The sequence below is a fragment of the Natrinema gari JCM 14663 genome (genome assembly GCF_000337175.1).
GTDB classification, from domain to species: Archaea; Halobacteriota; Halobacteria; order Halobacteriales; family Natrialbaceae; genus Natrinema; species Natrinema gari.
This window is the reverse complement of the sequence record NZ_AOIJ01000038.1, coordinates 36,103-57,883: the sequence shown is the minus strand read 5'-3', so window position 1 is coordinate 57,883 and position 21,781 is coordinate 36,103. Positions and strand designations below refer to the sequence as shown.

Here is a 21,781-nt window from a genome sequence, read left to right as displayed (position 1 = left end):
ACCGTCCCCCGGGCACGAGACGAACTCGACGCCGCCCGCCGCGCCGTCGACCGATCGGATCCCCTATCTATGTATGAGACACGTTTAACAGCGGTCCGATACTCACGTACGACTACATGCAATCGCTGGCCGGTGAGTCGGTCGTCGTGATCGGGAGCGGGATCGGTGGGCTCTCGACGGCCTGTTACCTCGCCGACGCGGGTGCCGACGTTCGGGTCATCGAGAAGAACGAACAGCTCGGTGGCCGAGCGAGCCGCCTCGAGAAAGACGGCTTCACGTTCGACATGGGTCCCTCGTGGTATCTGATGCCCGATGTCTTCGAGCGCTTCTTCGCCGATTTCGACCGGACGCCGGGCGACTACTACGATCTCGAACATCTCGATCCCCACTACCGGATCTTCTTCAAGGACGGCGATCGGGTGGACATCACGCCCGACTTAGAGCGCACGAAAGCCGTCTTCGAGGAGTACGAGTCGGGTGCGGGTGAGGCCCTCGAGCGCTACCTCGAGAAGTCACAGGAGAACTACGAGGTCGGAATGAAACACTTCGTCTACGAGGACCGCGAGCGCCTGCGGGACTACCTCGATCTCGACGTGGCGCGACAGGCGCGGGGCCTCTCGCTGCTTGGCTCGATGCAGGGGCACGTGGCGGGCTACTTCGACCATCCGAAGCTCCAGCAGATCATGCAGTACACGCTGGTATTTCTCGGCGGCTCGCCGACAAACACGCCGGCGCTCTACAACCTGATGAGCCACGTCGATTTCAACCTTGGCGTCTGGTACCCCGACGGCGGGATCGGCGCGGTCATCGACGGCATCGCCGAACTGGGCGCGGAACTCGGCGTCGAGTACGACACCGATCGCCCGGCGACTGAGATCAAAGGCCGCACGGGCGGGTTCGAGGTCGAAACACCGGCTGGCCCCCTGCAGTCGGATCTCGTCGTGAGCAACGCCGACTACGCCCACACCGAACAGGAACTGCTGACCCCCGAACGGCGCGGCCACGACGCCGACTACTGGGACGACCGGACCTACGCGCCCTCCGCGTTCCTCCTCTATCTCGGCGTCGAGGGCGATGTCGACGACCTCGCCCACCACACGCTCGTGCTGCCGACCGACTGGCAGGACCACTTCGACCAGATCTTCGAGGACCCCCAGTGGCCGGACGACCCCGCCTACTACCTGTGTGTCCCCTCCAGGACCGACGACGACGTCGCCCCCGAGGGCCACAGCGCCCTGTTCGTCCTCGTGCCCATCGCGCCCGGTCTCGAGGACACACCCGCAATCCGCGACGAGTATCGGGACGTGATCCTCGACGATATCGCCGAAAACACGGGGACGGACCTCCGGGACCGGATCGTCCTCGAGGAGCGGTTCTCCGTCGCGGACTTCGCGGGCCGGTACAACAGCTACGGCGGGACGGCACTGGGGTTGGCCCACACCCTCCGCCAGACGGCCCTCTTCCGCCCGCCACACCGGTCGGCGGAAGTCGACGGACTCTACTTCGTGGGCGGCGATACCACACCCGGAATCGGCGTCCCGATGTGTCTCATCAGCGGCGACCTGACGGCGGAGAAAGTGCTCGAGGACCACGGACTCGAGGGCTGACCGTGCCGGAACCGCGAGGGATGGATCGAGACGAGCAACTGACCGACCCGCTTCCAGAACCGAAATGACTGTCCGCATCCGAGCGCCCGCGTGCTCGAGACGCCAGCGATGAGGAGGGAGCCGACGGCGGAAAGCGAAGGCAGCGTCGGCGAACAGCTGTCGTACCTGCTGACGCTCTCGCGGCCGCGGTTCTGGCTCTATCTGGCCGGGCCGGTCCTCGTCGGAGTCGCCTACGCCGCGGGGTCGGTCGAGGACCTGGTCACGCCGGCGACGGCCGTCCTGTTCGCGTACTTCCTCCTCCCGGCGAACGTCTTCCTCTATGGAATCAACGATATCTACGACCGGGAGATCGACGCGGCGAATCCGAAAAAGGACGATCGGGAGGCGCGCTATCGGGGACAGCGATCCGTTCCCGTCGCTGTCGCCCTCTGTGCGGCCCTGCCGCTGCTGTTCGCGCCGCTGCTTGCGGCGGCCGCGATCCCGTGGCTCGTCGCCTTTCTCGCCCTCGGTGCGGCCTACAGCGCCCCACCGGCCCGATTCAAGACGACGCCGGTGCTGGATTCGGTCTCCAACGGACTCTACATCACGCCGGGCGTGGCTGCGTACGCCGCCGTCGCCGGCTCTCAGCCGCCCGTGCTGACGATCGCTGGCGGCTGGCTGTGGGCCATGGGAATGCATACGTTCTCGGCGATCCCCGATATCGAGCCCGATCGCGAAACCGGGACCCGGACGACGGCGACGATGCTCGGGGAACGACGGACCTACGCCTACTGCGGCGCGTGCTGGCTGGCGAGTGCGATCGCCTTCGGCGCACTCGACGGGCGACTTGGCGCACTCATGCTCGTGTATCCGGGGCTCATCGCCGCAATCGCGACCGCGAGTGTCGCCGTCGATCGGGCCTACTGGTGGTTCCCGGCGATCAACACCGTCGTCGGCGCGCTCCTGACCATGGGCGGCCTCTGGAGGCTCCTCTATGGATAACGGCGAGTCGGCGGGCCCGCCATCGCGTCCGAACGCAGGCCCGGACGGCGAGACAGGGCCGGCGGAGGACGGCGATTCGAAACGGCGCACTCACGAGCGGGATGCGGCGAGCACGGACGGCCGCGGACGCGAGGACGACGCGTCGACGGCGAGAGGGACCAGCGAGACGGCACGGGAGACGGGACAGCGGCGACTCGAGGCGCTCGTCCGGGAGAACCGGTTTACCGTCGCAGTGGTCTTCCCGGTCGTCGGCGCGGTGACGCTGGTCGGCAGCGCCGAAGGGATGCTTCCGGCACCGCTCGCGTACAATCCGCTGTTGATCCTGTTCGGAACGCTGGTGATGCGGTCGCCGCTGGTCGTCGCCTTGCTGCCGACGATCGATCGACGGGCGGTCGCGTTCCTCGGCGTGTTGACGGGCTACACCTACGCCATCGAACTCGTCGGCGTCCGGACGGGCTGGCCCTACGGGACGTTCGAGTACGGAATTCGGCTCGGGCCGATGCTGGGCGGCGACGTGCCCCTGGCCCTGCCGCTGTTTTTCGTCCCGCTGGTGCTCAACGCCACCCTGCTGACGTTGCTGGTGCTTCGCGACCGAGCCGCGCGCGTCGGTCCCCGATTGCTCGCGGCGATCGCCGCCATCGTCGCGGTCGATCTGGTCCTCGACCCCGGGGCCGTCGCCATCGGGTTTTGGGAGTACGTTCCGCCGGGCGGCTACTACGGCGTTCCCCGCTCGAACTACTGGGGGTGGCTCCTCTCGGGGACCGTCGCTGTCGTCCTCGTCGATCGCGCGTTCGATCGTGCGGTCCTGCTCGAGCGGGTCCGGACCTGCGAGTTCGCACTCGACGATCTGGTGAGTTTCGTCCTGTTGTGGGGTGCGATCAACGTGCTCTACGGCAACTGGCTGGCGGCCGGCGTCGCCGGCCTGTTCTGTCTCGGACTGTTCCGGACCGACCGCTACGACCTCGCGATGCTTTCGACGGCGCTTCCCGAGCGGGGGCGCGGTCGATAACTGACGGCAGTTCGGTCCCCCAGGACGACCGGTGCGAACATGCCGGCACGTCACTTTTGCTCGTGACCGCCCTGTCATTGCTATGGCAACGCGTAACTCGATCGAGTGCCCAGTCTGTCGGGAGCCCCCGGCCCCGAACCAGCAACTCGAGGAGCACCTGTATACCACGCACACGAAACGAAAACTCGCGAAGTTCATCGTCGCGGAAACGACCGTGCAAACGAACGAAGACGTTTCCGAGTAGCGACCTGCGGTGAACACTCGCGGCCGGTCCGCTCAGACGAACAGGCTCGAGATGGCGTCGCGGAACACGAACAAGAGGATCGCTGCAGCGACGATCAGCGCGAGCCAGACACCGAGTCCGATCGCGGTCGTACGGCCCATCTGCCGTTCTTGATCGACGATATCGGAGTTCGCCTCTGTGGGCATACACCGAGCTTCGAACGCGATGGCTACGAAAGTCGGGCCACTATATCGTGGGCTTTGATAAACCGCCGGTCAGGATCGTGTCGGCACGCCGTCTCCGTGTTCCGGGTGTCGATGGTCGTGGTCGGCCGTCGGCACCGCCGAGACTCGCTCGAACACGGCTTCGGGGTCCCGATTCCAGTGCCAGTGCCAGCGCGTCTTCGCCAGACACCACAGCTTCCGGGCCGTCGACAGCGACGGCTCCCGCGAGAGCACGTCGTACCCCTGATTGCGGATGACGGTGTGGTGTTCCGCGTAGAGAACCGCCGCCAACAGGACCGGGAGCTGACAGTCCTCGGGCAGGTATCTGATCCCGGCGACGCCCTCGCGATAGAGTTCCTCCGTCCGCTTGAGTTCGGCGGCCATCGCCCCCGCGAACGACTCGGAGTACTCGAGTCGCTCGATCTGTGCCGGATCGACCCCGTGGTTCCGAAGCGTCTCCTGTGGCAGGTAGATCCGGTCGCGTTCGCGAATATCCTCGCGGACATCCCGCAGGAAGTTCGTCATCTGGAACGCTTCGCCGAGTGTGACGGCGTGGGGGATCGCGACGTCCTCGGCGTCGGGTTCCATGATCGCGGTCATCATCACGCCGACCGACGCGGCCGACCCACGCATGTAGGACTCGAGGTCCGCGTAGGTCTCGTACCGGCTGGTCTCGATGTCCGTCGCCATCGCGTCGATGAACGTGTTGATTTCCTCGTCGTCGATCCCGTACCGCTCTCTGAGCTCCCCGAACGCCTCGAGCACCGGGTCGTCGGGCGCTTGCTCACCGACCGCCTGCGCCCGGAGCGACTCGAGTTGTGCCCGCTGTGTCGCCGGATCGGCGTCGTCGGCGTCGTCGACCACTTCGTCGGCGATGCGGAAGAACGCATAGAGGACGTGGGTCGCATGTCGCACTCGCTCGGGGAGAAACCGCGTCGCGAGATAGAACGTCCTCCCGGTTCGCTTCTGTATCGCCTTGCTTGCATCGATGTGTTCCTGTTGCATTCTCTGTCCCGTAGATCCTGCCGACGGTGATCGGATGTCTCCACTACGACAGATGTATATAAAATAACCCCCCCTCACTATGTTCAGCTGGGCCGGGAACGGTCCGCCGACTGCGGCCTCACTCGAGGAGTTCGTCGAGCAACTTCCGCTGGGCGGTTCGCAGGTGTTGGTGAAACGTCGATCGCGAAATGCCCATCGACTCGGCTAACTCCTCGCCGGACACGTCGCGAGGCCACTCGAAGTAGTTCGCATAGTAGGCCTTCCGGAGCGCCGTGAGCTGGCGGTCGGTCAGCGACGACTCGAGGCGCGTCGTGATGCTCTCTCGGGTGGGCGTCGGCTCGGTGGTCTCGTGGTAGCTGACGAGTTCGACGCGCTCGTAGCGACGCTCGAGCAGGTCGTACGCCGAGCGAGCGGAGCGGCCGTCCGGAAGTTCGACGGTGAGGTCGGCGACCGTATCGGTGACCGTCAGCTCCCGAATCACCGCGCCGTGCTCGCTCAGGGCCGTCACCAGTCCGTCGTCGGTGGTGATCTCGAGGATGGTCCGCCCGTCGGTTTGCGAGAGGATCGTCACGTCGCCGCCGGCCGGAGACACGTCGGGAACGTCTTCGGGGGCGATCGCCCGGTCGGCATGGAGGGAGAGGTGCGGCGTTCCGTCCCCGTCGTAGGTCACGCCGCGGTAGCTGATCGCGGCCTCGAGCGTCGCCGACAGCGCCGTGACGAACAGCGACGGGTCCTCGATGGCGACCTCGACCGAGACGACGGTCTCGGTCGTGAGCATGCGCCTGACTTCGAGGGCATTCATCGCGGTCGCGATCGTTCCGGCGAGCGACTCGAGCACGAGGAGTTCCCGGTCGTCGAAGGCGTCGGCCTCCGCGGCGAAAACGACGAGGACGCCGTAGGTGAGGTCACCGTACGAAAGCGGCAAGGCGGTGACCGATCGGACGACATCGCCGGCCCCGGTCGGCCACCACCGGTCGGCGTCCGCGGCCGACTCGAGGTCCTGGATGACCGCTGCCTCGTCGTCCACGAACGCCCGAACGGCCGGGTGCTCCTCGTCGGTCCCGATGACGAGTTCGTCGTCCTCAAGGGGAACGTCCCCGCGACTGGCCCACTCGTGAGGTGAGAGCCGCTGTGCCGTGATATCCGTGCGACCGATCCAGGCGAGGACGTAGGGGTCCGTCTCGGCGAGACACGCACAGACTTCGTGTTCGATCTCCGCTCTGGTCTCCGCGCCGACGGCGGCGTCGGTGACGTTCCGGACGAGTCCGTCGACGCGCTCGAGAACGTGTTCCAGTGCTTCCCGTTCGTCGCGTACTTGACGGGCGTTCTCCTCGGCGGCGATCTCGGCCAGTTTCCGCTCGGTGATCTCGAGATGAACGAGCGAGACCAGTCGCTGGCCGTCGTCGGTAAAGGGATTGACACGCATCATGAACCAGCGTTTCTCGTCCGCCGAGTGACACGGGTACTCCATCTCGAAGGAGTCGCGCTCGCCCGCGAGCACGGCCTCGATTCCCGCGGTCGCCCGCCGGGCGTGTTCGTCGTCCGCAGTCGCGGCGGTCGCGACGTAATCCGCGCCGACGTGGTCGTCGGGGTCCGGACCGAAGTCGCGCCAGGATCGATTCGTCAGGAGGATTTCACCCTCGTCGTCAATGACAGCGACGGTGACGGGGAGCGTCTCGAGCGCCGCTGCGGCGAGTTCCTGCCGGGGAACCATCGCTCGGACGTACGGTCTGCTGTGGCTTAACACGAGTGGCACAACGGGTGGCGCGGTATGACCGAGTCGCCACGTCCTCGCCCACCCCTGTGCATCGATGGCACGCCCGCGACCGATACCTCCCGTAGTGAGCGGTGCCACGACCCGTTGGGACTCGTGACGCTCGTTGCCGGCTGAACAAACGATTATGTAACCCGACAGCATACGTCGAGACATGGGAAGCCAGATGACACACGAACGGTCACGGTGTCGAAACTGCGGCTTCGAAGCGCCCGGTGGGGACGACGAGTGGCGGCGGATCGAGGTCCCGAAACTGGGCCGGATGACCCAGTGTCCCGACTGCGAGAGCACGGATATCATCACTAGCCGGTGACTGCAACGCCCGGGCACCGACATCGGCACGACCGTTGCCGGTCGACGCCGCCGGAACCGGCGACCGCGCAGACAGACTCTTGAGTGTCTCTCCCCTACGAGCGTCCATGAGCGACGAGTCAGATCACGTCCCGACGAGCGACGAGGAGTGGCGCGAACGATTGAGCGACGAGGAGTATCGCATCCTCCGCGAAGCAGGCACCGAGACGCCGTTCAGCGGCGAGTACGTCGATCACAAGGCGGACGGCTCCTACGCCTGCGCCGGCTGCGGGGCCGAACTGTTCGATTCGGAGACTAAGTTCGACTCCGGTTGTGGCTGGCCGAGTTTCTACGACGCCGACGACGATCGGATCGAAACCCGAACCGACACCAGCCACGGCATGCGCCGCACCGAAGTCATCTGTGCGAACTGTGGCGGCCATCTCGGTCACGTCTTCGAGGACGGCCCCGAGCCGACCGGCAAGCGATACTGCATCAACTCCGTCGCCCTCGAGTTCGACGAGTAACGCCGGCGTTCGGAGCGGGGGCCCGCGACGGGGGACGCTCGGCCGCGCTAGCGAGTGCAGGCACCACGGTTTTGAAGAACCCCGGCTCACCTCCAGTCATGGCCGCCGAACGACCGACCGCCGAGGAACTCCGGCAGGGAATGACCGTCGAGATCGTCCAGGAGGATGCGGACCCCCATTCCGAGGACACGGAACCGATCATCGGCGAGATCGGCGTGGTTTACGGTGACGAACCCGAGGGACCTCACGTGAAACTGAAAAGCGGCGTCGTCGGTCACGTTCGCTCGATCGCTCCCGACGAGTAGCCCGCTCGAACGCACCGATCCGAAAACGAAACGGGACCGGTTACGAGCGCTCGATCGAAATCCGCCCGAGTCGATCGGCAGCACACACTCGTCGAACGCCGATCGCCACCGACACGTGGTTTAGAAAATATAGAAATATGTCGGTTAAGGTTTAATATCTAATCACATATTCGGGGCGTATCGATACATTCATAGCCGAGAGAGTATTATTCCCGAGTATGGTGCCCGAAGCAGAGTCGATCGGAAGCCGATCGAGTGATACAGCCGATGTCGTCGCGGCGGTCGACGAGATCGACGGGACTCCGCACCTCGTTATCGCCGATATCGCACGGGACGAGCGCTGGATCGCCATGACCGAAACCGACGTGGCCGCGCTCGACGAGTGGCGGTAATCGCTTCGGAACCGTGCTGACCGCTCCCCGCGCTTTCCTTCTGCCATCGTAACCACGGTCGCGGACGATACCGCGACTGCTCGTCATCGCGGACACGCAGTACCGCTCGAGCGCGACCGGACCGATGGGTTCTATCCGCAGGCGGTCCTATCGGGGACGAATGGCTTCCGCACGCCCGCTCGACGACGCCCGGCTCCTCGTCGTCGCACCGCCCGATCGGAGAGCCGCCGGCCTGCCGGACGCGCTGGCGGCCGAGACGCGCGACGTGACCGCAGTCTCGACCGCGGCCGCTGCGCTCGAGCACCTCGAGCACCACCCCGTCGACTGTCTCCTGACTGCCCATTCCCTGCCGGCGGCAACGATGACCGGGCTCGACCTTCTCGAGACGGTTCGCGAGCGCGAGCCGGATCTCCCGGTCGTGCTCGCCCCGGTCGACGGTGACGAGTCGCTCGCCAGCGCGGCGATCGCCGCGGATGTCACGGCGTACGTGCCGTGCGACGACTCCGGCGCTGAGTCGATCGCGGACTGCCGCGCGGCGATCGAGCGGGCGCTATCGACGGGCCGCGAGCGACGCCGCCGACGGGAGCGCGCGCGGCGGTTCGACGCGATCTTCGAGGCCCCCGAGACCTACTCGTGGGTGCTCGAGACGGACGGCACCGTTCGACGGACCAGCGAGTCCGCGCTCGAGGCGATCGACGCGGCCGCGAGCGACGTTCATGGCCGGCCGTTACGGGACCTGCCCTGGTGGCGGTGTACCGCCGACGGGGGTGCCGCGATCGGGGACGCGATCGAACGGGCGGCGGCCGGCGAGGTCGCACACCGCGAACTGACGCGGGTCCGCGCCGACGGCGCTGGGTCCGCCGATCCGGACGTGACCGCCCCGTCGAGCGAGGATGCAGACGCGACCGAGACCCACACGTTCGAGGTAACCGTCCGGCCGATCCGGGACGAGTCCGGCGATGTCGTCTCGCTGCTCGCGCGGGCGACCGACATCACCGACCGCGCCCGCCTCGAGCGGGAGTTACGCGAGTCCGAGGAACTCCACCGGGTGACACTCAACAACATGACGGATACCGTCCTCATCACCGACGACGACGGCGCGTTCACCTACGTCTGTCCGAACGTTCACTTCATTTTCGGCTACTCGGACGACGAGATCCACGAACTCGGGACGATCGACGAGTTGCTCGGACCCGATCTCTTCGACCGTGAGGCCCTCGAGCGGGAGGGCGTGCTCACGAACATCGAATGTACGACGACCGATCGGGCGGGTCGTGAGCACACGCTGCTGGTCAACGTCCGCGAGGTCTCGATTCAGGGCGGGACGACCCTCTACAGCTGTCGGGACGTGACGAAGCGAAAGCGCCGCGAGGAGGCGCTGACGGCGCTCCACCGAACCGCTCGCGAGTTGCTGTACGCCGAAACCGATCGCGAGATCGCCGCCCTCGCCGTCGACGACGCGATGGACATCCTCGACTGCGAGGCGAGTGCCGTGTACCTGTTCGAGACGGACGAAAACGTGTTACAACCCGCCGCATCCTCCTCGGGAATGGAGCGCTTACACGGTCCGACCCGCGACCACCGTGCGGCGACCGACAGCATCCCGGGACACGTCTTCGTCGACGGCGAGCGCCGGTTCTTCGTCGATGTCCACGACTCCCCGCTCCTCTCGAATCCCGGGACGGACCTGCGAAGCGCCGCGTACGTCCCGCTCGGCGATCACGGTGTCTTCGTCGCCGGCTCGACGGAGGCGGACGCGTTCGACGACGTGTCTCGAGAACTGACCGACCTGTTAGCGGCGACCGCCGAAGCCGCACTCGATCGGGTCGAGCGTGAGCGGACGCTTCGCGAACGAGATCGGGAGCTCGAGCGCCGGAATCGGCAACTCACTCGCCTCAACGACGTCAACGAGATCATCAGGGACCTCGATCAGGCGCTGGTTCGCGCGGAGACCCGCGAGGAGATCGACCGCGCCGTCTGCGATCGACTCACGGCCGCCGACCGGTTCTCGTTCGCGTGGATCGGTCGAGCCGACGTCGGCGGCGACCGCCTCGAGTCGCGCGCTCACGGTGGCTCGGCGGAGGGGGCGGCGTATCTCGACGCCGTCTCGCTCTCGCTCACCGACGCGAGCGAACCTGCCGTCAGGACGGCGACGGACCGATCGGTGACCGTCGTCCCGAACGTCGCCGACGGACTCCGCGACGAGCCGTGGCGATCGGCGGCGCTCGCCCGGGAGTACCAGTCCGCGGTGAGCGTCCCGCTGGCCTACGACGAGTTTTCGTACGGGGCATTGACCGTCTACACCGATCGGCCGGACGCGGTCGACGACATGCTCCGTGCCGTCCTCGCGGAACTCGGGGAGACGATCGCCTCGGCGATCGCCGCCGTCGAGCGCAAACGCGCACTGGTCGCCGACGCACGGACACGACTCGAGTTCGACGTGGCCGACGACTCGCTCGTCTTCGCCCGACTCGCCCGCCGGGTCGACTGCGTGCTCTCCTTCGACGGCGGCATTCGCCACCACAAGCACGGGACGACGGTGTTCGCGACTGTCGAGGGTGCGTCGCCGGACGCCGTCGTGACCGCGGCCGACGCACTCGTCGGCGTCGAGCGCGCACAGGTCGTCAGCACCGGCGGAGCCAGCCAGGGGAGCGTCGACGGGGCGGCCGACGACGCTAGCGACGGTGACGACCTCGGCGGGACGGTCCGCTTGGACCTCTCGCGGCCAGTCCTCGCCCAACAATTCGCGGATCACGGAGTGGTGGTGCGGAGCATCGAAGCGACCGCCTCGAGCACTCGGATCGTCGTCGACGTGCCGCGATCCGCCGACGCGAGAGGGAGCGCCGATCTCGTCTCGACGGCGTTTTCCGATGTCGAACTGCGCTCCAAACGGACCGTCGAGCGGACGGCACCACGGGACTTCCGGTCGGAACTGCGCGAACGACTGACCGACCGCCAGTTCGAGGTGGTTCAGCTCGCGTACTACGGCGGCTACTTCGAGTCACCGCGCGAGAATTCGGGGGAAGACATCGCCGAGACGCTCGATATTTCGCCGGCTGCGTTCTACCGCCATATCCGGACCGTCCAGCGGACGCTCTTCGATGTCGTGTTCGACGAGATCGGCGTCCCGGCAACGGCGTCGACAGGGGTTGAATAATGAACGGGACGTTCTCGGTGCCGCTAGTTATCTGACGGATAGGCTCATCCTAATATCCCTAGTATTCCTAAGTGCGCAATCACTGCGAGCACGACCGCTCGCTGTCTCTCCAATGAACCAGAAAGACGCGGAACGCGATCCGCAGACGGAATCGACCTACGAATGCTTCGATTGTGGAACCGTCGTCCGTGCGACAGCGCCGGACGCCTGTCCCGACTGCGGTGCCGAGATGCGGAATCGACGCACACCGATCGAATAATCATGGCCTCTCAGCACCGTTCGACGACGACACGGGAAGCGACGGCCGCGTCGGAGACCGCACTCGAGACCGCGCGGCGACAGCTCGACCGCGTCGCCGCACAGCTAGACGTCGACGACGCCGTCATCGAACGCCTCTCGCACCCGAGGGCGGTCCACGAGGTGACGGTGCCCCTCGAGCGCGACGACGGCAGCGTGGAGGTCTTTACCGGCTACAGGGCCCAGCACGACAGCGTCCGCGGGCCCTACAAGGGCGGGCTCAGATACCATCCCGACGTGACCCGCGACGAGTGCGTCGGCCTCTCGATGTGGATGACCTGGAAGTGCGCGGTGATGGACCTCCCCTTCGGCGGCGCGAAAGGCGGGGTCGTCGTCGATCCGAAGTCGTTGAGCGACGACGAGACCGAACGGCTCACGCGGCGGTTCGCACAGGAGATCCGCGACGTGATCGGACCGAACACGGACATCCCGGCCCCCGACATGGGGACCGATCCGCAGACGATGGCCTGGCTGATGGACGCCTACAGCATGCAGGAGGGGGAGACGATCCCCGGCGTCGTCACGGGCAAGCCGCCGGTCATCGGCGGCTCCTACGGCCGCGAGGAAGCGCCGGGCCGGAGCGTCGCCATCGTTACCCGGGAGTCCTGTGACTACTACGACTACCCGCTCGCCGAGACGACCGTCGCTGTCCAGGGCTTCGGAAGCGTCGGCGCGAACGCTGCCCGCCTGCTCGAGGAGTGGGGCGCGACGATCGTGGCGGTCAGCGACGTCAACGGCGGGGTCTACGATCCCGACGGGATCGACGTCTCGGCGATCCCCTCCCACGACGAGGAGCCCGAAGCGGTCACGCGGTTCGCGACCGAACTCGACGCGGGCGACGACGTGTCCCGCCTCTCGAATAGCGACCTCCTCGAACTCGATGTCGACGTTCTCGTTCCCGCGGCCGTCGGTAACGTCATTACTGCGGACAACGCCGACGCGATCGCCGCCGACATCGTCGTCGAGGGCGCGAACGGCCCAACAACCTTCGCCGCTGACACCATTCTCGAGGAACGTGGCGTGCACGTGATCCCGGACCTGTCTCTTATANCTCGTTCCCGCGGCCGTCGGTAACGTCATTACTGCGGACAACGCCGACGCGATCGCCGCCGACATCGTCGTCGAGGGCGCGAACGGCCCGACGACCTTCGCCGCCGACACCATTCTCGAGGAACGTGGCGTGCACGTGATTCCGGACATCCTCGCGAACGCGGGCGGCGTCACCGTCTCCTACTTCGAGTGGCTCCAGGACATCAATCGCCGCCAGTGGTCCAAAGAGCGGGTCAACGAGGAACTCGAAGCCGAGATGAAGACGGCCTGGAACGCGCTCAAGGACGACGTCGAACGCCGGAACGTGACGTGGCGCGACGCCGCGTACGCGGTCGCGCTCGACCGCATCGGTGACTCCCACGAGACGCGCGGGCTCTGGCCGTAAGGGTGCGTCGGCTCCCGGGGCCGGCGAAGACACGACTCAGGGGTCTCGGTCGAGGTACTCGAGGGCCTCCTCGTCGCTCACCTGGTCGAAGGTCCGGTAGAACTGGCCGACGGCACGGAAGTCCGCGGGCGTCTGCAGGGCGATCACCGCGTCGGCCTCCCGCTCGAGGGCGTCGATCGCCCGCGGTGAGCCCACTGGCACGGCCAGACCGACCCAGTCGGCTTCGGCCCCCCGGACCTGGCGGAGGCAGGCCGTCGCGGTCGCGCCGGTCGCGACGCCGTCGTCGACGAGCAGGACTCGCTCGCCTCGACGGTCCGGCACGCCGCCCGATTCGCGGTAGCGGTCCGCCTTCTCACGCGCGTTCTCGGCTTCCGCCGCCCGGACCTCCGCGAGGTACTCCTCGGAGGGGTCCAGCCGATCGATCAGGTCGTCGTTGTACCAGACGCTGCCGTCGCTGGCGACCGCGCCGAGTGCTAGCTCCGGGTTCTGCGGTGCCCCCATCTTGCGCGCGACGACGACGTCGAGGTCGGCGTCGAGCGCGTCGGCGACGGGCCGCGCGACGGGCAGGGCTCCGCGGGGAATCCCGAGGACGACATCGACCACGAGGTCGCGGGACTCGAGTTCCGCTGCGAGGCGGTCGCCCGCGTCGGTTCTGTCATCGAACATGGTTCCGTCCGAGCGTACGACGGCGGGACACTATGTGTTTGCGTCGCACACGCCGGGCGGATACGGTCCGACCCGGAACACGCCCGCCCAACAACTGCACAGTGGGCCCGGAACGCGGCCCCGCCGACCGCTGCGAACCTTACGGGTCCCGCCGGCGTCGAAGCCGCCCGCGAACGATCGGCGTCACCGGAAACACCCCGGCGTCGACCCGCTCCATCTCGAGGACATCGAACGCGTCGTGTCCGACGAACCGCTCGACCGTCTCGCGGGTCAACTGGCACCCGCCCGCGGCGCGTTCCCAGATCGGATTCAGTCGCTCTTGTGCCCGCGCGTGCCAGCCGTCGTTGCGGACGTGCTCGAGGAATCGCAGTTCGCCGCCGGGTGTCAGAACGCGGGCGACCTCCTCGAGCGCCGCGTCGGGGTCACCGATGGTACAGAAGACCAGACTTGAGAGCACGGCCTCGAAGGCGTCGTCGACGTAGGGCAACGACTCAGCGCGAGCGTCCCTGAGAGAGAGCTGGAGGTCGGTTCCCGCCGCCTCGCGGGCGGCCCGGCGTCGCATGTGTGGATCCGGTTCGATCGCGTGGTACTCGAGGTCGTCGCCGGCGTCGGCCGCGTAAGGTATCATCGCGCCGGTTCCCGCACCGATCTCGAGAGCGCGTCCGGAGAGGTCGGCCGCGAGATACTCGCGGTGGGGGCCGATCAGAAACCGATCCGGCACGAGCCGATCGTACAGCGCGGCGAACGCGGGGTGGGAGATCGTCCGCTCGCCCGCGCCACACCGTGGGGTACTGTCTGCCATCGTGTCACCAACCCAACTGACGGTGACCCGTGTGAAACCCGTTTCCCCGTCAACGCTCGAGCACCCGACACGCGACGTCGGGACGGTCCCGATCGTCGAGCCGAGCGGTCTCAGGGCCGGGGTGCGGCCTTCTGCAGCGCCGTTTCGGCGATGTTCCCGCCGTAGTCGGCGCTTCGGGACAGCGAGTCGACGATCAACCCCAGCGACTGGGCCTGAACCGGCTCGAGGTCCCGGAGCATGTCGTCGATCTGCCGGGTGTGTTCGTCGATCTCGAGGACGGCCTCGCGGGCGTCGTGCCCGAGACGGTTCGCCTCCGCGGTCTCGTCGGCAAACAGCGCGTCCATCGACTTCTCGAGGACCGTCGAAGCATCGACTTGTAGTTCCTCGAGCCCTCTGGCGACGGGCTCCGGGATCGCGTCGAGTTTGAGCGCGATGTTGCTGATCTTGGCGGCGTGGTCGGCAACGCGCTCGAGTTGGCGGGCGCTCGAGTGGTAGTCGAAACAGTCCTCCCGGGGGACGCCGAGTTCCTCGGCGGCGCGCGGCGAGCGCAGCGTCGCGCGGAAGATCCGCGAGACGACCAGCCAGAGCCGGTCGACATCGTCGTCGCGCTCGATCACGTCGTGGGCGATATCGTCGTCGTTCTCGATCAGCGCCCGGACGGCGTCCTCGAGCATCGACTGGGCGATCAGGCGCATGCGGGTGACGGCGTTGACGATCGACAGCTCCGAGGAGTCGAGCAGATCCTGAATGACCACGCTGTCGGTCGTCTCCTCGAGCACCTCGACACCGACCAATCCCTGCGTTGCATCGCGGATCGCCCGCCGTTGATCCGTCGTGATCCGGCCCGCCTCGAGTCGAATCAGATCGAAGCCGCTGACGTACATCGTCATCACGGCTCGAGTCAGGCGCTCGCCCTCGAGACTCGAGATGTCGAGGCTCCCCTCTTGGCGTTCGGTGTCACTCTTGGGCGTCAACAAGAGCGCGTCGTCCTCGGGATAGAACTCGACGGTCGTTCCGGCGCTGACGTCGTTGTCGGTCGCCCACGTCTTCGGGAGCGACACGGTGTAGGTCGACCCGCCAGTTACCTGGACCTTGCGCGTCTCCATAAACTGGCTTTCGACCGCGCAATGATAAATCTACATGGATCTATAGAGTGGTGTCCGAACATCGGTAGATCAGCGCTTACAGGGCGTTTTGGATCGATCACCGAATAGAGTAATACGTTCTGCCACTGTTAGTTCGGGAGGGAGAAATAGAAGTATATAGTTACAGTGGCGTTCGGGTATCTCCGAGTGAGGGGTGCTACCCCCGCCAGTTGACAAGCGTCTAGACTGGCAGCGAGATCGTCTCATGGCACCGAATCAGCGGTGACGGGCGCCGGCTGCGGGCACCTACGACAAGTACTCGCTGTAACTGCCGAGGCCGATGCCGCGGGTATCGAAATGAAACGAGATCATCGACACTCGCCGCTGGCTCGTTCGAACCGGCGTGCAGCATCGACCGACGATACCGCGTTCCGACACCGCTTCTATCGTCGAAATAGGACTATATAGGAATATGTGTTCACTGACCAGTATATATGGTTCATAGCATCCCTTTTTTATACCATCACGAATCAACCACGTGATGGCAGACAACCAGTTCGGACGCGACGCCGTATCGAGACGGAAATTCATCGCTGCGGCCGGTATCACCGGTACCGTAGCAGCAGCCGGTTGCCTGGGGAGCACTGGAGAGAGTAGTGGCAGCGGACCGCTGACCGCGGACGGCTCCTCGACGGTCTATCCGATCACGTCCGACGCGGCGTCTTACTGGAACTCTAACCACCCCGCTGACGACGGCGAGTACTGGGGCTCCAACGATGAAGGCACCGCGCCCGGCTACGGTCAGATCGACAACCCCGACAACAAGAACCTCGCTGACTACTGGGCAGGACTCTACGGCTTCGAGGCCAAGGACGGCGCCGCGCCGCCGTTCTCGGTCAACGTCGGTCTGAGCCACTCCGGAACTGGCATCGAGAAGGTCGCCAACGAGCAGGTCGACATCGGTGACGCCAGTTCGAGCGTCGCCGACGAGCTCCCCGACGCCAGCCAAGGAGAGCTCGACAAGTACACCGACCACGTCGTCGCGCGCGACGGCCAGCCCGTCGTCGTGAGCAGGGAAATCTGGGACGCCGGCGTCGAGAAGCTGACCGGCGATCAGGTTCGCGGGATCTACACCGGCGAGATCACGAACTGGTCCGAGATCTCCAGCTACAACGGCCCCGACAAGGAGATTCAGGCGGTCGGCCGCGCGGTCGGCTCCGGTACGGACACGGCGTTCCGCGCCAACATGCTCGGTGACCCCGAGGCCGAGATGTCCGTCGACATCCGAAAGGGACAGAACCAGCAGGTCCAGACGACGGTCGCGGACTCTGACAATGCTATCGCGTACATGGCGCTCGCGTTCGTGGACATGGACCGCGTTCCCGCGATCTCGCTCGAACTCGATGGGACGACCTACACGCTCGGCGAGAACCTCGGCTCGAAGGACTACCCGCTCTCCCGTGAACTCCACTGCTACACCTACGAGGGCACCAGCGAAAAGGAAGCGGCGTTCATCAACATGCTGCTGAGCGAGTTCGGCCAGCGACACTTCGTCCAGCCGAACAACTACTTCATGCTTCCGCCCGAGGAACGCGAAGAGCAGCGCTCGAAGCTCCCCGAGCAGTCGAACTAACGCGCGTCGCCGTTCAACCACTGTTATCATATGTCAACGACAGAACTACACGAACAATTGAAGGACCGCCTCGGAGTCGAGTCGGCCGACGACAGCGTCGTAACGCTGGGAGCAGTGGGAGCGCTGTGTCTACTCGGATCGGCCGTCGCGTTCCTGATCGGGTCCCCGTTCACGGCGTTGCCCCTCGCCGGGTTCCTGTTCACCGTCGGGTACGGACTGTGGAACCATCAGGCGACGACAGCGAAAGCACTGACCTTCCTCGCGACGATTGCGACGGGAGCGATCCTCGCGTTGATCACCGTCTACCTTATCATCGAGGCGTTCCCGGCGATACGGGAGATGGGCCTTGCGATGTTCACCAAGACATCCGGGCGGATGTGGATAACCCGCGGCGAGGAAGTGTACTCGCTCGTCCCGATGATGTGGGGTACGCTCGTCACAACGGTGCTGGCGATGCTGATTGCCGGTCCCCTCGGCGTCGCAGGTGCGCTGTTCATCAGCGAAATCGCGCCCGACGCCGTCCGCGAGATCGTCAAGCCCGCTGTCGAGACGCTCGCGGGCATTCCCTCGATCGTCTACGGCTTCATCGGCTTCACCATCCTGAACGACTACATGATGGAGAACCTCGACCTCCCCTCGTCGGGTAGCCTCGTCATCGTGGGGCTGGTCGTCGGGCTGATGGCGCTGCCGACCGTGGTCTCCGTCGCCGAGGACGCGATCTCCAGCGTCCCCGAGTCGATGAAGAGCGGATCGCTCGCGCTGGGGACGACTGACTGGCAGACGATCAAGAACATCACGCTTCCAGCGGCGTTCTCGGGCGTCTCCGCCGCCGTGTTGCTCGGCGTCGGCCGCGCCATCGGCGAGACGATGGCGGCGACGGTGATTCTGGGCCACGCCCAGGTCCTGCCGGAGCCGCTGTACGACGTCTTCGGCAACACCGAGACGCTGACAAGCCTCATCGCGAGCCAGTACGGCGTCGCAAGCAGTACGCACATGAGCGCACTGTTCGCGGCCGGTGTCGTGCTGTTCGTCACCGTCACCGTGCTGTCGATCGCGTCGCAGTACATCGAACGTCGCATGCAGATACAGCTACAGGGAGACACATGAGCGAGCAGACCGCAACTCGAACGGCCGCACCGGCCGTCGACCTGTTCGACCGCATCGCGCTTGGCGTCGTCGGTCTCTCGATCGTGACGTTCCTGCTCGGCTGGACGACGCTGTTCGAGCGCACGGGGACGGACACCGCCGTGGCGGGACTATCGCTGTTTACGCTGTTCGGCGCGGTGTTCCTGCTCGCCGGGATCGGGCTGCTCGTTTCCGGAATCGCGTCGTACGTCGGTGCCTTCGAGACGACGGCCGATCGGTACACCGGCATCGGCACCGGCCTCGGGCTCGGCATCGTCGGCTTCGCGGTCGGCGGGCTGGCGACAACGATCTTGTTCGGCGTCGGCGCGACCGGTAGCGTCCTCGTGGGGCTCGTCGTCGGGCTCGTCGTGACGTCAGGCGTCGCCGTCCTCCCGGAAGATCTGGGGACGACGTTCCCCGTCGGGCTACTCGGACTGGCCTGGGGCGGACTGCTCGTCACGGGGGCCGTCGACGCTGGCTGGTTCTGGAACCCTCCGTCACTGGACGCGACGTTCCACGCGCCGATCGTCGTACCGCTCGCGACGATCGCGCTCAGTCTGCTCATCGCCTGGAGCGGCGCTATCGTCGCGGAAGGCTTCGGCAGTCAGGGCCGCCAGAACGGCGCCTACCTGCTGATCGGGCTGAACGCCTTCGGCATGATCGCCGTGCTGCTGTTGCTGATACTCTTCGTCGTCCAAAAGGGGCTGCCGAAGCTCCTCGAGGGCGCACAGTTCGGTCCGGGACTGGGCATCTCGGTCCCGTTCCTCACGAAGGGCGTCATGCTGGGCCAGCAGTACAACGGCATTTTCCCGGCCATCGTCGGCACGATCTGGCTCGTGATCGGTGCGGTGTTGCTGGCGGTCCCGATCGGGATCGGAGCCGCCGTGTTCCTCACCGAATACGCCGAGCAGGGCCGGTTTACCGCGATCATCGAGACCACCACCAACGCGCTCTGGAGCACGCCCAGCATCGTCTACGGCCTTTTTGGCTACGCGTTTCTCGTCCCGCGCTTTGGCAACAGCAACTCGCTGCTCGCTGGGATGTTCGTGCTCGGGTTTATGCTTCTGCCATTGGTCGTGATCACGAGCCGTGAGTCGATCAAGAGCGTCCCCGACGAATACCGGGACGCCAGCGCCGCTCTCGGCGTCAATCAGTGGCAGACGATCCGGAGCGTCGTGCTGCCAGCCGCGATGCCTGGCGTCGTCACCGGCGTGATCCTCGGTGTTGGCCGGATCGCCGGGGAGACGGCGCCCATCCTGCTAGTTACCAGCGGTCAGCCGTTCCCCGCTCGCGCGCCGAGCATTCTCGGGTCGTTCCGGTTCGTCGCGACGCCGCCGTTCGTCCAGAACGAGGCGTTGCTACAGGCCTCGAGCGCGCTCCCCTACCAGCTGTACGCCGTCATCACCGCCGGCGTCGGCCAGGAGGAGGCGTTCGGATGGGGGACCGCCCTCGTACTGCTGCTGGTGGTGCTTGGCTTCTACGCCATCGGCATCGCCTCGCGGATCTACTTCAGGAGGAAGCTACACCAATGAGCGACCAGACAGTGACACAGACCAACGAGGAACAGCAATCGAACGACAGCACGGAACAGCGATCGAACAGCCTTACGGTCGATGTCGAGACCGACGAGCGACTCGTCGACTCGTGGACCGACTACGAGTTCGAGGACGAGGCCGCGATCACGGTCGAGGACCTCGACGTCTACTACGGCGACGACCACGCCATCGACAGCATCTCGATGGAGATCCCCGAGCGGAGCGTGACGGCCCTGATCGGCCCGAGCGGCTGCGGGAAGTCGACGTTCCTCCGGTGTCTCAACCGGATGAACGACCGAATCGACAGCGCCCGGGTCGAGGGGACCGTCGAGGTCGACGGCGAGAACATCTACGAGGGAGACACCGACCTGGTGCAACTCCGAAAGCGGGTCGGGATGGTCTTTCAGAGTCCGAACCCGTTTCCGAAGTCGATCCGCGAGAACGTCTCCTACGGACCGCGCAAGCACGGCGACGTGAACGTCGGCCTCCTCGGTCGTTTGCTCGGGAACGACGACCGCGAAGTCGAGCGGGAGATCGTCGAGCGCTCGCTCGAGCAGGCCGCCCTGTGGGACGAGGTATCGGGCCGCCTCGACGACAACGCGCTCGGACTCTCCGGCGGTCAGCAACAACGCCTTTGCATCGCGCGCTGTCTCGCCGTCGACCCCGACGTAATCCTCATGGACGAACCCGCGAGCGCGCTGGACCCCGTCGCGACCGCCAAGATCGAAGATCTGATCGAACAGCTCGCCGAGGAGTACACCGTCGTGGTCGTCACCCACAACATGCAACAGGCCGCGCGGATCAGCGACCAGACCGCCGTCTTCCTCACTGGTGGCCAGCTCGTCGAGTACGACGACACCGACAAGATATTCGAGAACCCGGAGAGCGACCGGGTCGAGGACTACGTCACCGGCAAGTTCGGGTGATGACCCGCGAGGACTACCGACAGCGCCTCGACCGACTCCGCGAGACGGTCGTCGCGATGGGTAATCTCGTCCGCGAACAGCTCGCCGACGGCTGCTCGGCGCTGTTTACCGGCGATCAGGACCTCGCAAACGATGTCATCGCGCGGGACCGAACCGTCAACGACTGTTATCTCGAGATCGAACGGGAGTGTCTCGACCTGCTGGCGCTCTACCAGCCCGTCGCCGGCGACCTCCGGACCGTCGTCGCCGCGTTCAAGATCGTCACCGACCTCGAGCGGGTAGGCGATCTGGCGACGAATCTGGCCGAGTACACGCTCGACACGACCGGTTCGGACCCGACGCTCCCGGACGTAGACTTCGAGCGGATCGCCGCGTTGGCACTCGAGCAACTCGAGGCCGCGGTCGAGGCGTTCTTCGACGAGGAACCGACAGCCTGTCGAGGGGTCGCCGACCGCGACGAAGAACTTGATCGGCGCTGTGAGGCGGTGGCCGAGCGCGTCGGCCGGCGGCTCATCGAGTTACGCCTCAATGCCGACGGGAGCGTCGGGAACCGATCGCTCGGAACCGGGGCCGACCGTCGCTCCGTTGGCCCACTGCTCGCGGACGTCTCGCGAACCCTCGTGATCGTCCGCGACATCGAACGCGTCGGCGATCACGCGGTCAACGTCGCCGCTCGAACGCTGTACGCACTCGAGAACGACGCGTCGCTGCTCGCCTGACGCTCTCGTATCTATATATCTATTGATTGATATACATGGCACATAGCATCCTATTTTTGTCCG

General features: G+C 66.0%; 21 protein-coding genes and 2 pseudogenes. 17 read left to right on the top strand and 6 right to left on the bottom strand.

Annotated features, from left to right (window positions below):
• Positions 1 to 116: 116 nt before the first annotated feature.
• The 4 genes from C486_RS04790 to C486_RS21575 all read left to right on the top strand — a co-directional run bounded on the left by C486_RS04790 (position 117) and on the right by C486_RS21575 (position 3,841).
• Positions 117 to 1,607: a phytoene desaturase family protein gene (locus C486_RS04790; protein WP_008453634.1), complete on the top strand. Its 1,491-nt coding sequence runs from the start codon at positions 117 to 119 to the stop codon at positions 1,605 to 1,607.
• Between the two features lie 108 nt (positions 1,608 to 1,715).
• Complete coding sequence (locus C486_RS04785; RefSeq protein ID WP_049910174.1) at positions 1,716 to 2,588, top strand: prenyltransferase; 873 nt, start codon at positions 1,716 to 1,718, stop codon at positions 2,586 to 2,588.
• Complete coding sequence (cruF, locus tag C486_RS04780) at positions 2,581 to 3,597, top strand: bisanhydrobacterioruberin hydratase (RefSeq protein WP_008453629.1); 1,017 nt, start codon at positions 2,581 to 2,583, stop codon at positions 3,595 to 3,597. Before C486_RS04785 ends, cruF begins: the two co-directional genes overlap by 8 nt.
• Before the next feature lie 82 nt (positions 3,598 to 3,679).
• A complete protein-coding gene (locus C486_RS21575; protein ID WP_008453627.1) occupies positions 3,680 to 3,841 on the top strand; it encodes a hypothetical protein in 162 nt (53 codons plus the stop codon).
• A gap of 32 nt (positions 3,842 to 3,873) precedes the next feature.
• Here C486_RS21575 and C486_RS21570 read toward each other — a convergent pair whose 3' ends face one another.
• From C486_RS21570 to C486_RS04770, 3 genes are all read right to left on the bottom strand, one after another.
• Positions 3,874 to 4,026, bottom strand: a complete 153-nt coding sequence (locus tag C486_RS21570; protein ID WP_008453625.1) for a hypothetical protein — start codon at positions 4,024 to 4,026, stop codon at positions 3,874 to 3,876.
• A gap of 69 nt (positions 4,027 to 4,095) precedes the next feature.
• Positions 4,096 to 5,049 carry a phytoene/squalene synthase family protein gene (locus C486_RS04775; protein ID WP_008453622.1) on the bottom strand — a complete coding sequence of 318 codons (954 nt, stop codon included), beginning with the start codon at positions 5,047 to 5,049 and terminating at the stop codon, positions 4,096 to 4,098.
• A gap of 118 nt (positions 5,050 to 5,167) precedes the next feature.
• Complete coding sequence (locus C486_RS04770; RefSeq protein ID WP_008453620.1) at positions 5,168 to 6,763, bottom strand: bacterio-opsin activator domain-containing protein; 1,596 nt, start codon at positions 6,761 to 6,763, stop codon at positions 5,168 to 5,170.
• A 214-nt stretch (positions 6,764 to 6,977) separates the two neighbouring features.
• Here C486_RS04770 and C486_RS21565 point away from each other — a divergent pair, with 214 nt between their 5' ends.
• The 8 genes and pseudogenes from C486_RS21565 to C486_RS20020 form a co-directional block, all read left to right on the top strand.
• Positions 6,978 to 7,136, top strand: coding sequence for a hypothetical protein (locus C486_RS21565; RefSeq protein ID WP_008453618.1), 159 nt, complete (start codon positions 6,978 to 6,980; stop codon positions 7,134 to 7,136).
• 106 nt (positions 7,137 to 7,242) lie between these two features.
• Positions 7,243 to 7,641, top strand: coding sequence for a peptide-methionine (R)-S-oxide reductase MsrB (gene msrB / locus C486_RS04765; RefSeq protein ID WP_008453616.1), 399 nt, complete (start codon positions 7,243 to 7,245; stop codon positions 7,639 to 7,641).
• Positions 7,642 to 7,739: 98 nt separating this feature from the next.
• Positions 7,740 to 7,946, top strand: a complete 207-nt coding sequence (locus tag C486_RS04760) for a DUF2196 domain-containing protein (protein WP_008453614.1) — start codon at positions 7,740 to 7,742, stop codon at positions 7,944 to 7,946.
• Positions 7,947 to 8,164: 218 nt separating this feature from the next.
• A complete protein-coding gene (locus C486_RS21560) occupies positions 8,165 to 8,338 on the top strand; it encodes a DUF7556 family protein (protein ID WP_008453613.1) in 174 nt (57 codons plus the stop codon).
• 160 nt (positions 8,339 to 8,498) lie between these two features.
• Positions 8,499 to 11,495 carry a bacterio-opsin activator domain-containing protein gene (locus C486_RS04755; RefSeq protein ID WP_008453611.1) on the top strand — a complete coding sequence of 999 codons (2,997 nt, stop codon included), beginning with the start codon at positions 8,499 to 8,501 and terminating at the stop codon, positions 11,493 to 11,495.
• Positions 11,496 to 11,607: 112 nt separating this feature from the next.
• Positions 11,608 to 11,754 (top strand): rubrerythrin-like domain-containing protein, encoded by a 147-nt coding sequence (locus C486_RS20825; RefSeq protein ID WP_008453609.1) that lies wholly within the window; start codon positions 11,608 to 11,610, stop codon positions 11,752 to 11,754.
• Positions 11,755 to 11,756: 2 nt separating this feature from the next.
• A pseudogene (gene gdhB, locus C486_RS04750) lies at positions 11,757 to 12,833 on the top strand (glutamate dehydrogenase GdhB); the annotation flags it as partial.
• 10 nt (positions 12,834 to 12,843) lie between these two features.
• Positions 12,844 to 13,227 (top strand): annotated as a pseudogene (locus C486_RS20020) (Glu/Leu/Phe/Val dehydrogenase); the annotation flags it as partial.
• A 36-nt stretch (positions 13,228 to 13,263) separates the two neighbouring features.
• Here C486_RS20020 and C486_RS04745 read toward each other — a convergent pair.
• The 3 genes from C486_RS04745 to C486_RS04735 all read right to left on the bottom strand — a co-directional run bounded on the left by C486_RS04745 (position 13,264) and on the right by C486_RS04735 (position 15,801).
• Positions 13,264 to 13,893 (bottom strand): phosphoribosyltransferase, encoded by a 630-nt coding sequence (locus C486_RS04745; protein WP_008453607.1) that lies wholly within the window; start codon positions 13,891 to 13,893, stop codon positions 13,264 to 13,266.
• 139 nt (positions 13,894 to 14,032) lie between these two features.
• A complete protein-coding gene (locus C486_RS04740; RefSeq protein WP_008453605.1) occupies positions 14,033 to 14,695 on the bottom strand; it encodes a class I SAM-dependent methyltransferase in 663 nt (220 codons plus the stop codon).
• A 110-nt stretch (positions 14,696 to 14,805) separates the two neighbouring features.
• Positions 14,806 to 15,801 (bottom strand): phosphate uptake regulator PhoU, encoded by a 996-nt coding sequence (locus C486_RS04735; RefSeq protein WP_008453603.1) that lies wholly within the window; start codon positions 15,799 to 15,801, stop codon positions 14,806 to 14,808.
• 520 nt (positions 15,802 to 16,321) lie between these two features.
• Between C486_RS04735 and C486_RS04730 the strand changes: the two genes are divergently transcribed.
• The 5 genes from C486_RS04730 to phoU are packed head-to-tail and all read left to right on the top strand — an operon-like array spanning position 16,322 to position 21,718.
• On the top strand, positions 16,322 to 17,413 hold the full coding sequence (locus C486_RS04730; protein ID WP_008453601.1) for a PstS family phosphate ABC transporter substrate-binding protein: 1,092 nt from the start codon (positions 16,322 to 16,324) through the stop codon (positions 17,411 to 17,413).
• A gap of 30 nt (positions 17,414 to 17,443) precedes the next feature.
• Complete coding sequence (gene pstC / locus C486_RS04725; protein ID WP_008453599.1) at positions 17,444 to 18,520, top strand: phosphate ABC transporter permease subunit PstC; 1,077 nt, start codon at positions 17,444 to 17,446, stop codon at positions 18,518 to 18,520.
• Positions 18,517 to 20,070 carry a phosphate ABC transporter permease PstA gene (gene pstA, locus C486_RS04720; RefSeq protein WP_008453597.1) on the top strand — a complete coding sequence of 518 codons (1,554 nt, stop codon included), beginning with the start codon at positions 18,517 to 18,519 and terminating at the stop codon, positions 20,068 to 20,070. The genes pstC and pstA overlap by 4 nt, the downstream gene beginning before the upstream one ends.
• Positions 20,067 to 20,999 (top strand): phosphate ABC transporter ATP-binding protein PstB, encoded by a 933-nt coding sequence (gene pstB, locus C486_RS04715; protein WP_008453595.1) that lies wholly within the window; start codon positions 20,067 to 20,069, stop codon positions 20,997 to 20,999. The genes pstA and pstB overlap by 4 nt, the downstream gene beginning before the upstream one ends.
• Positions 20,999 to 21,718, top strand: coding sequence for a phosphate signaling complex protein PhoU (gene phoU, locus C486_RS04710; RefSeq protein WP_008453594.1), 720 nt, complete (start codon positions 20,999 to 21,001; stop codon positions 21,716 to 21,718). Before pstB ends, phoU begins: the two co-directional genes overlap by 1 nt.
• Positions 21,719 to 21,781: the final 63 nt, after the last annotated feature.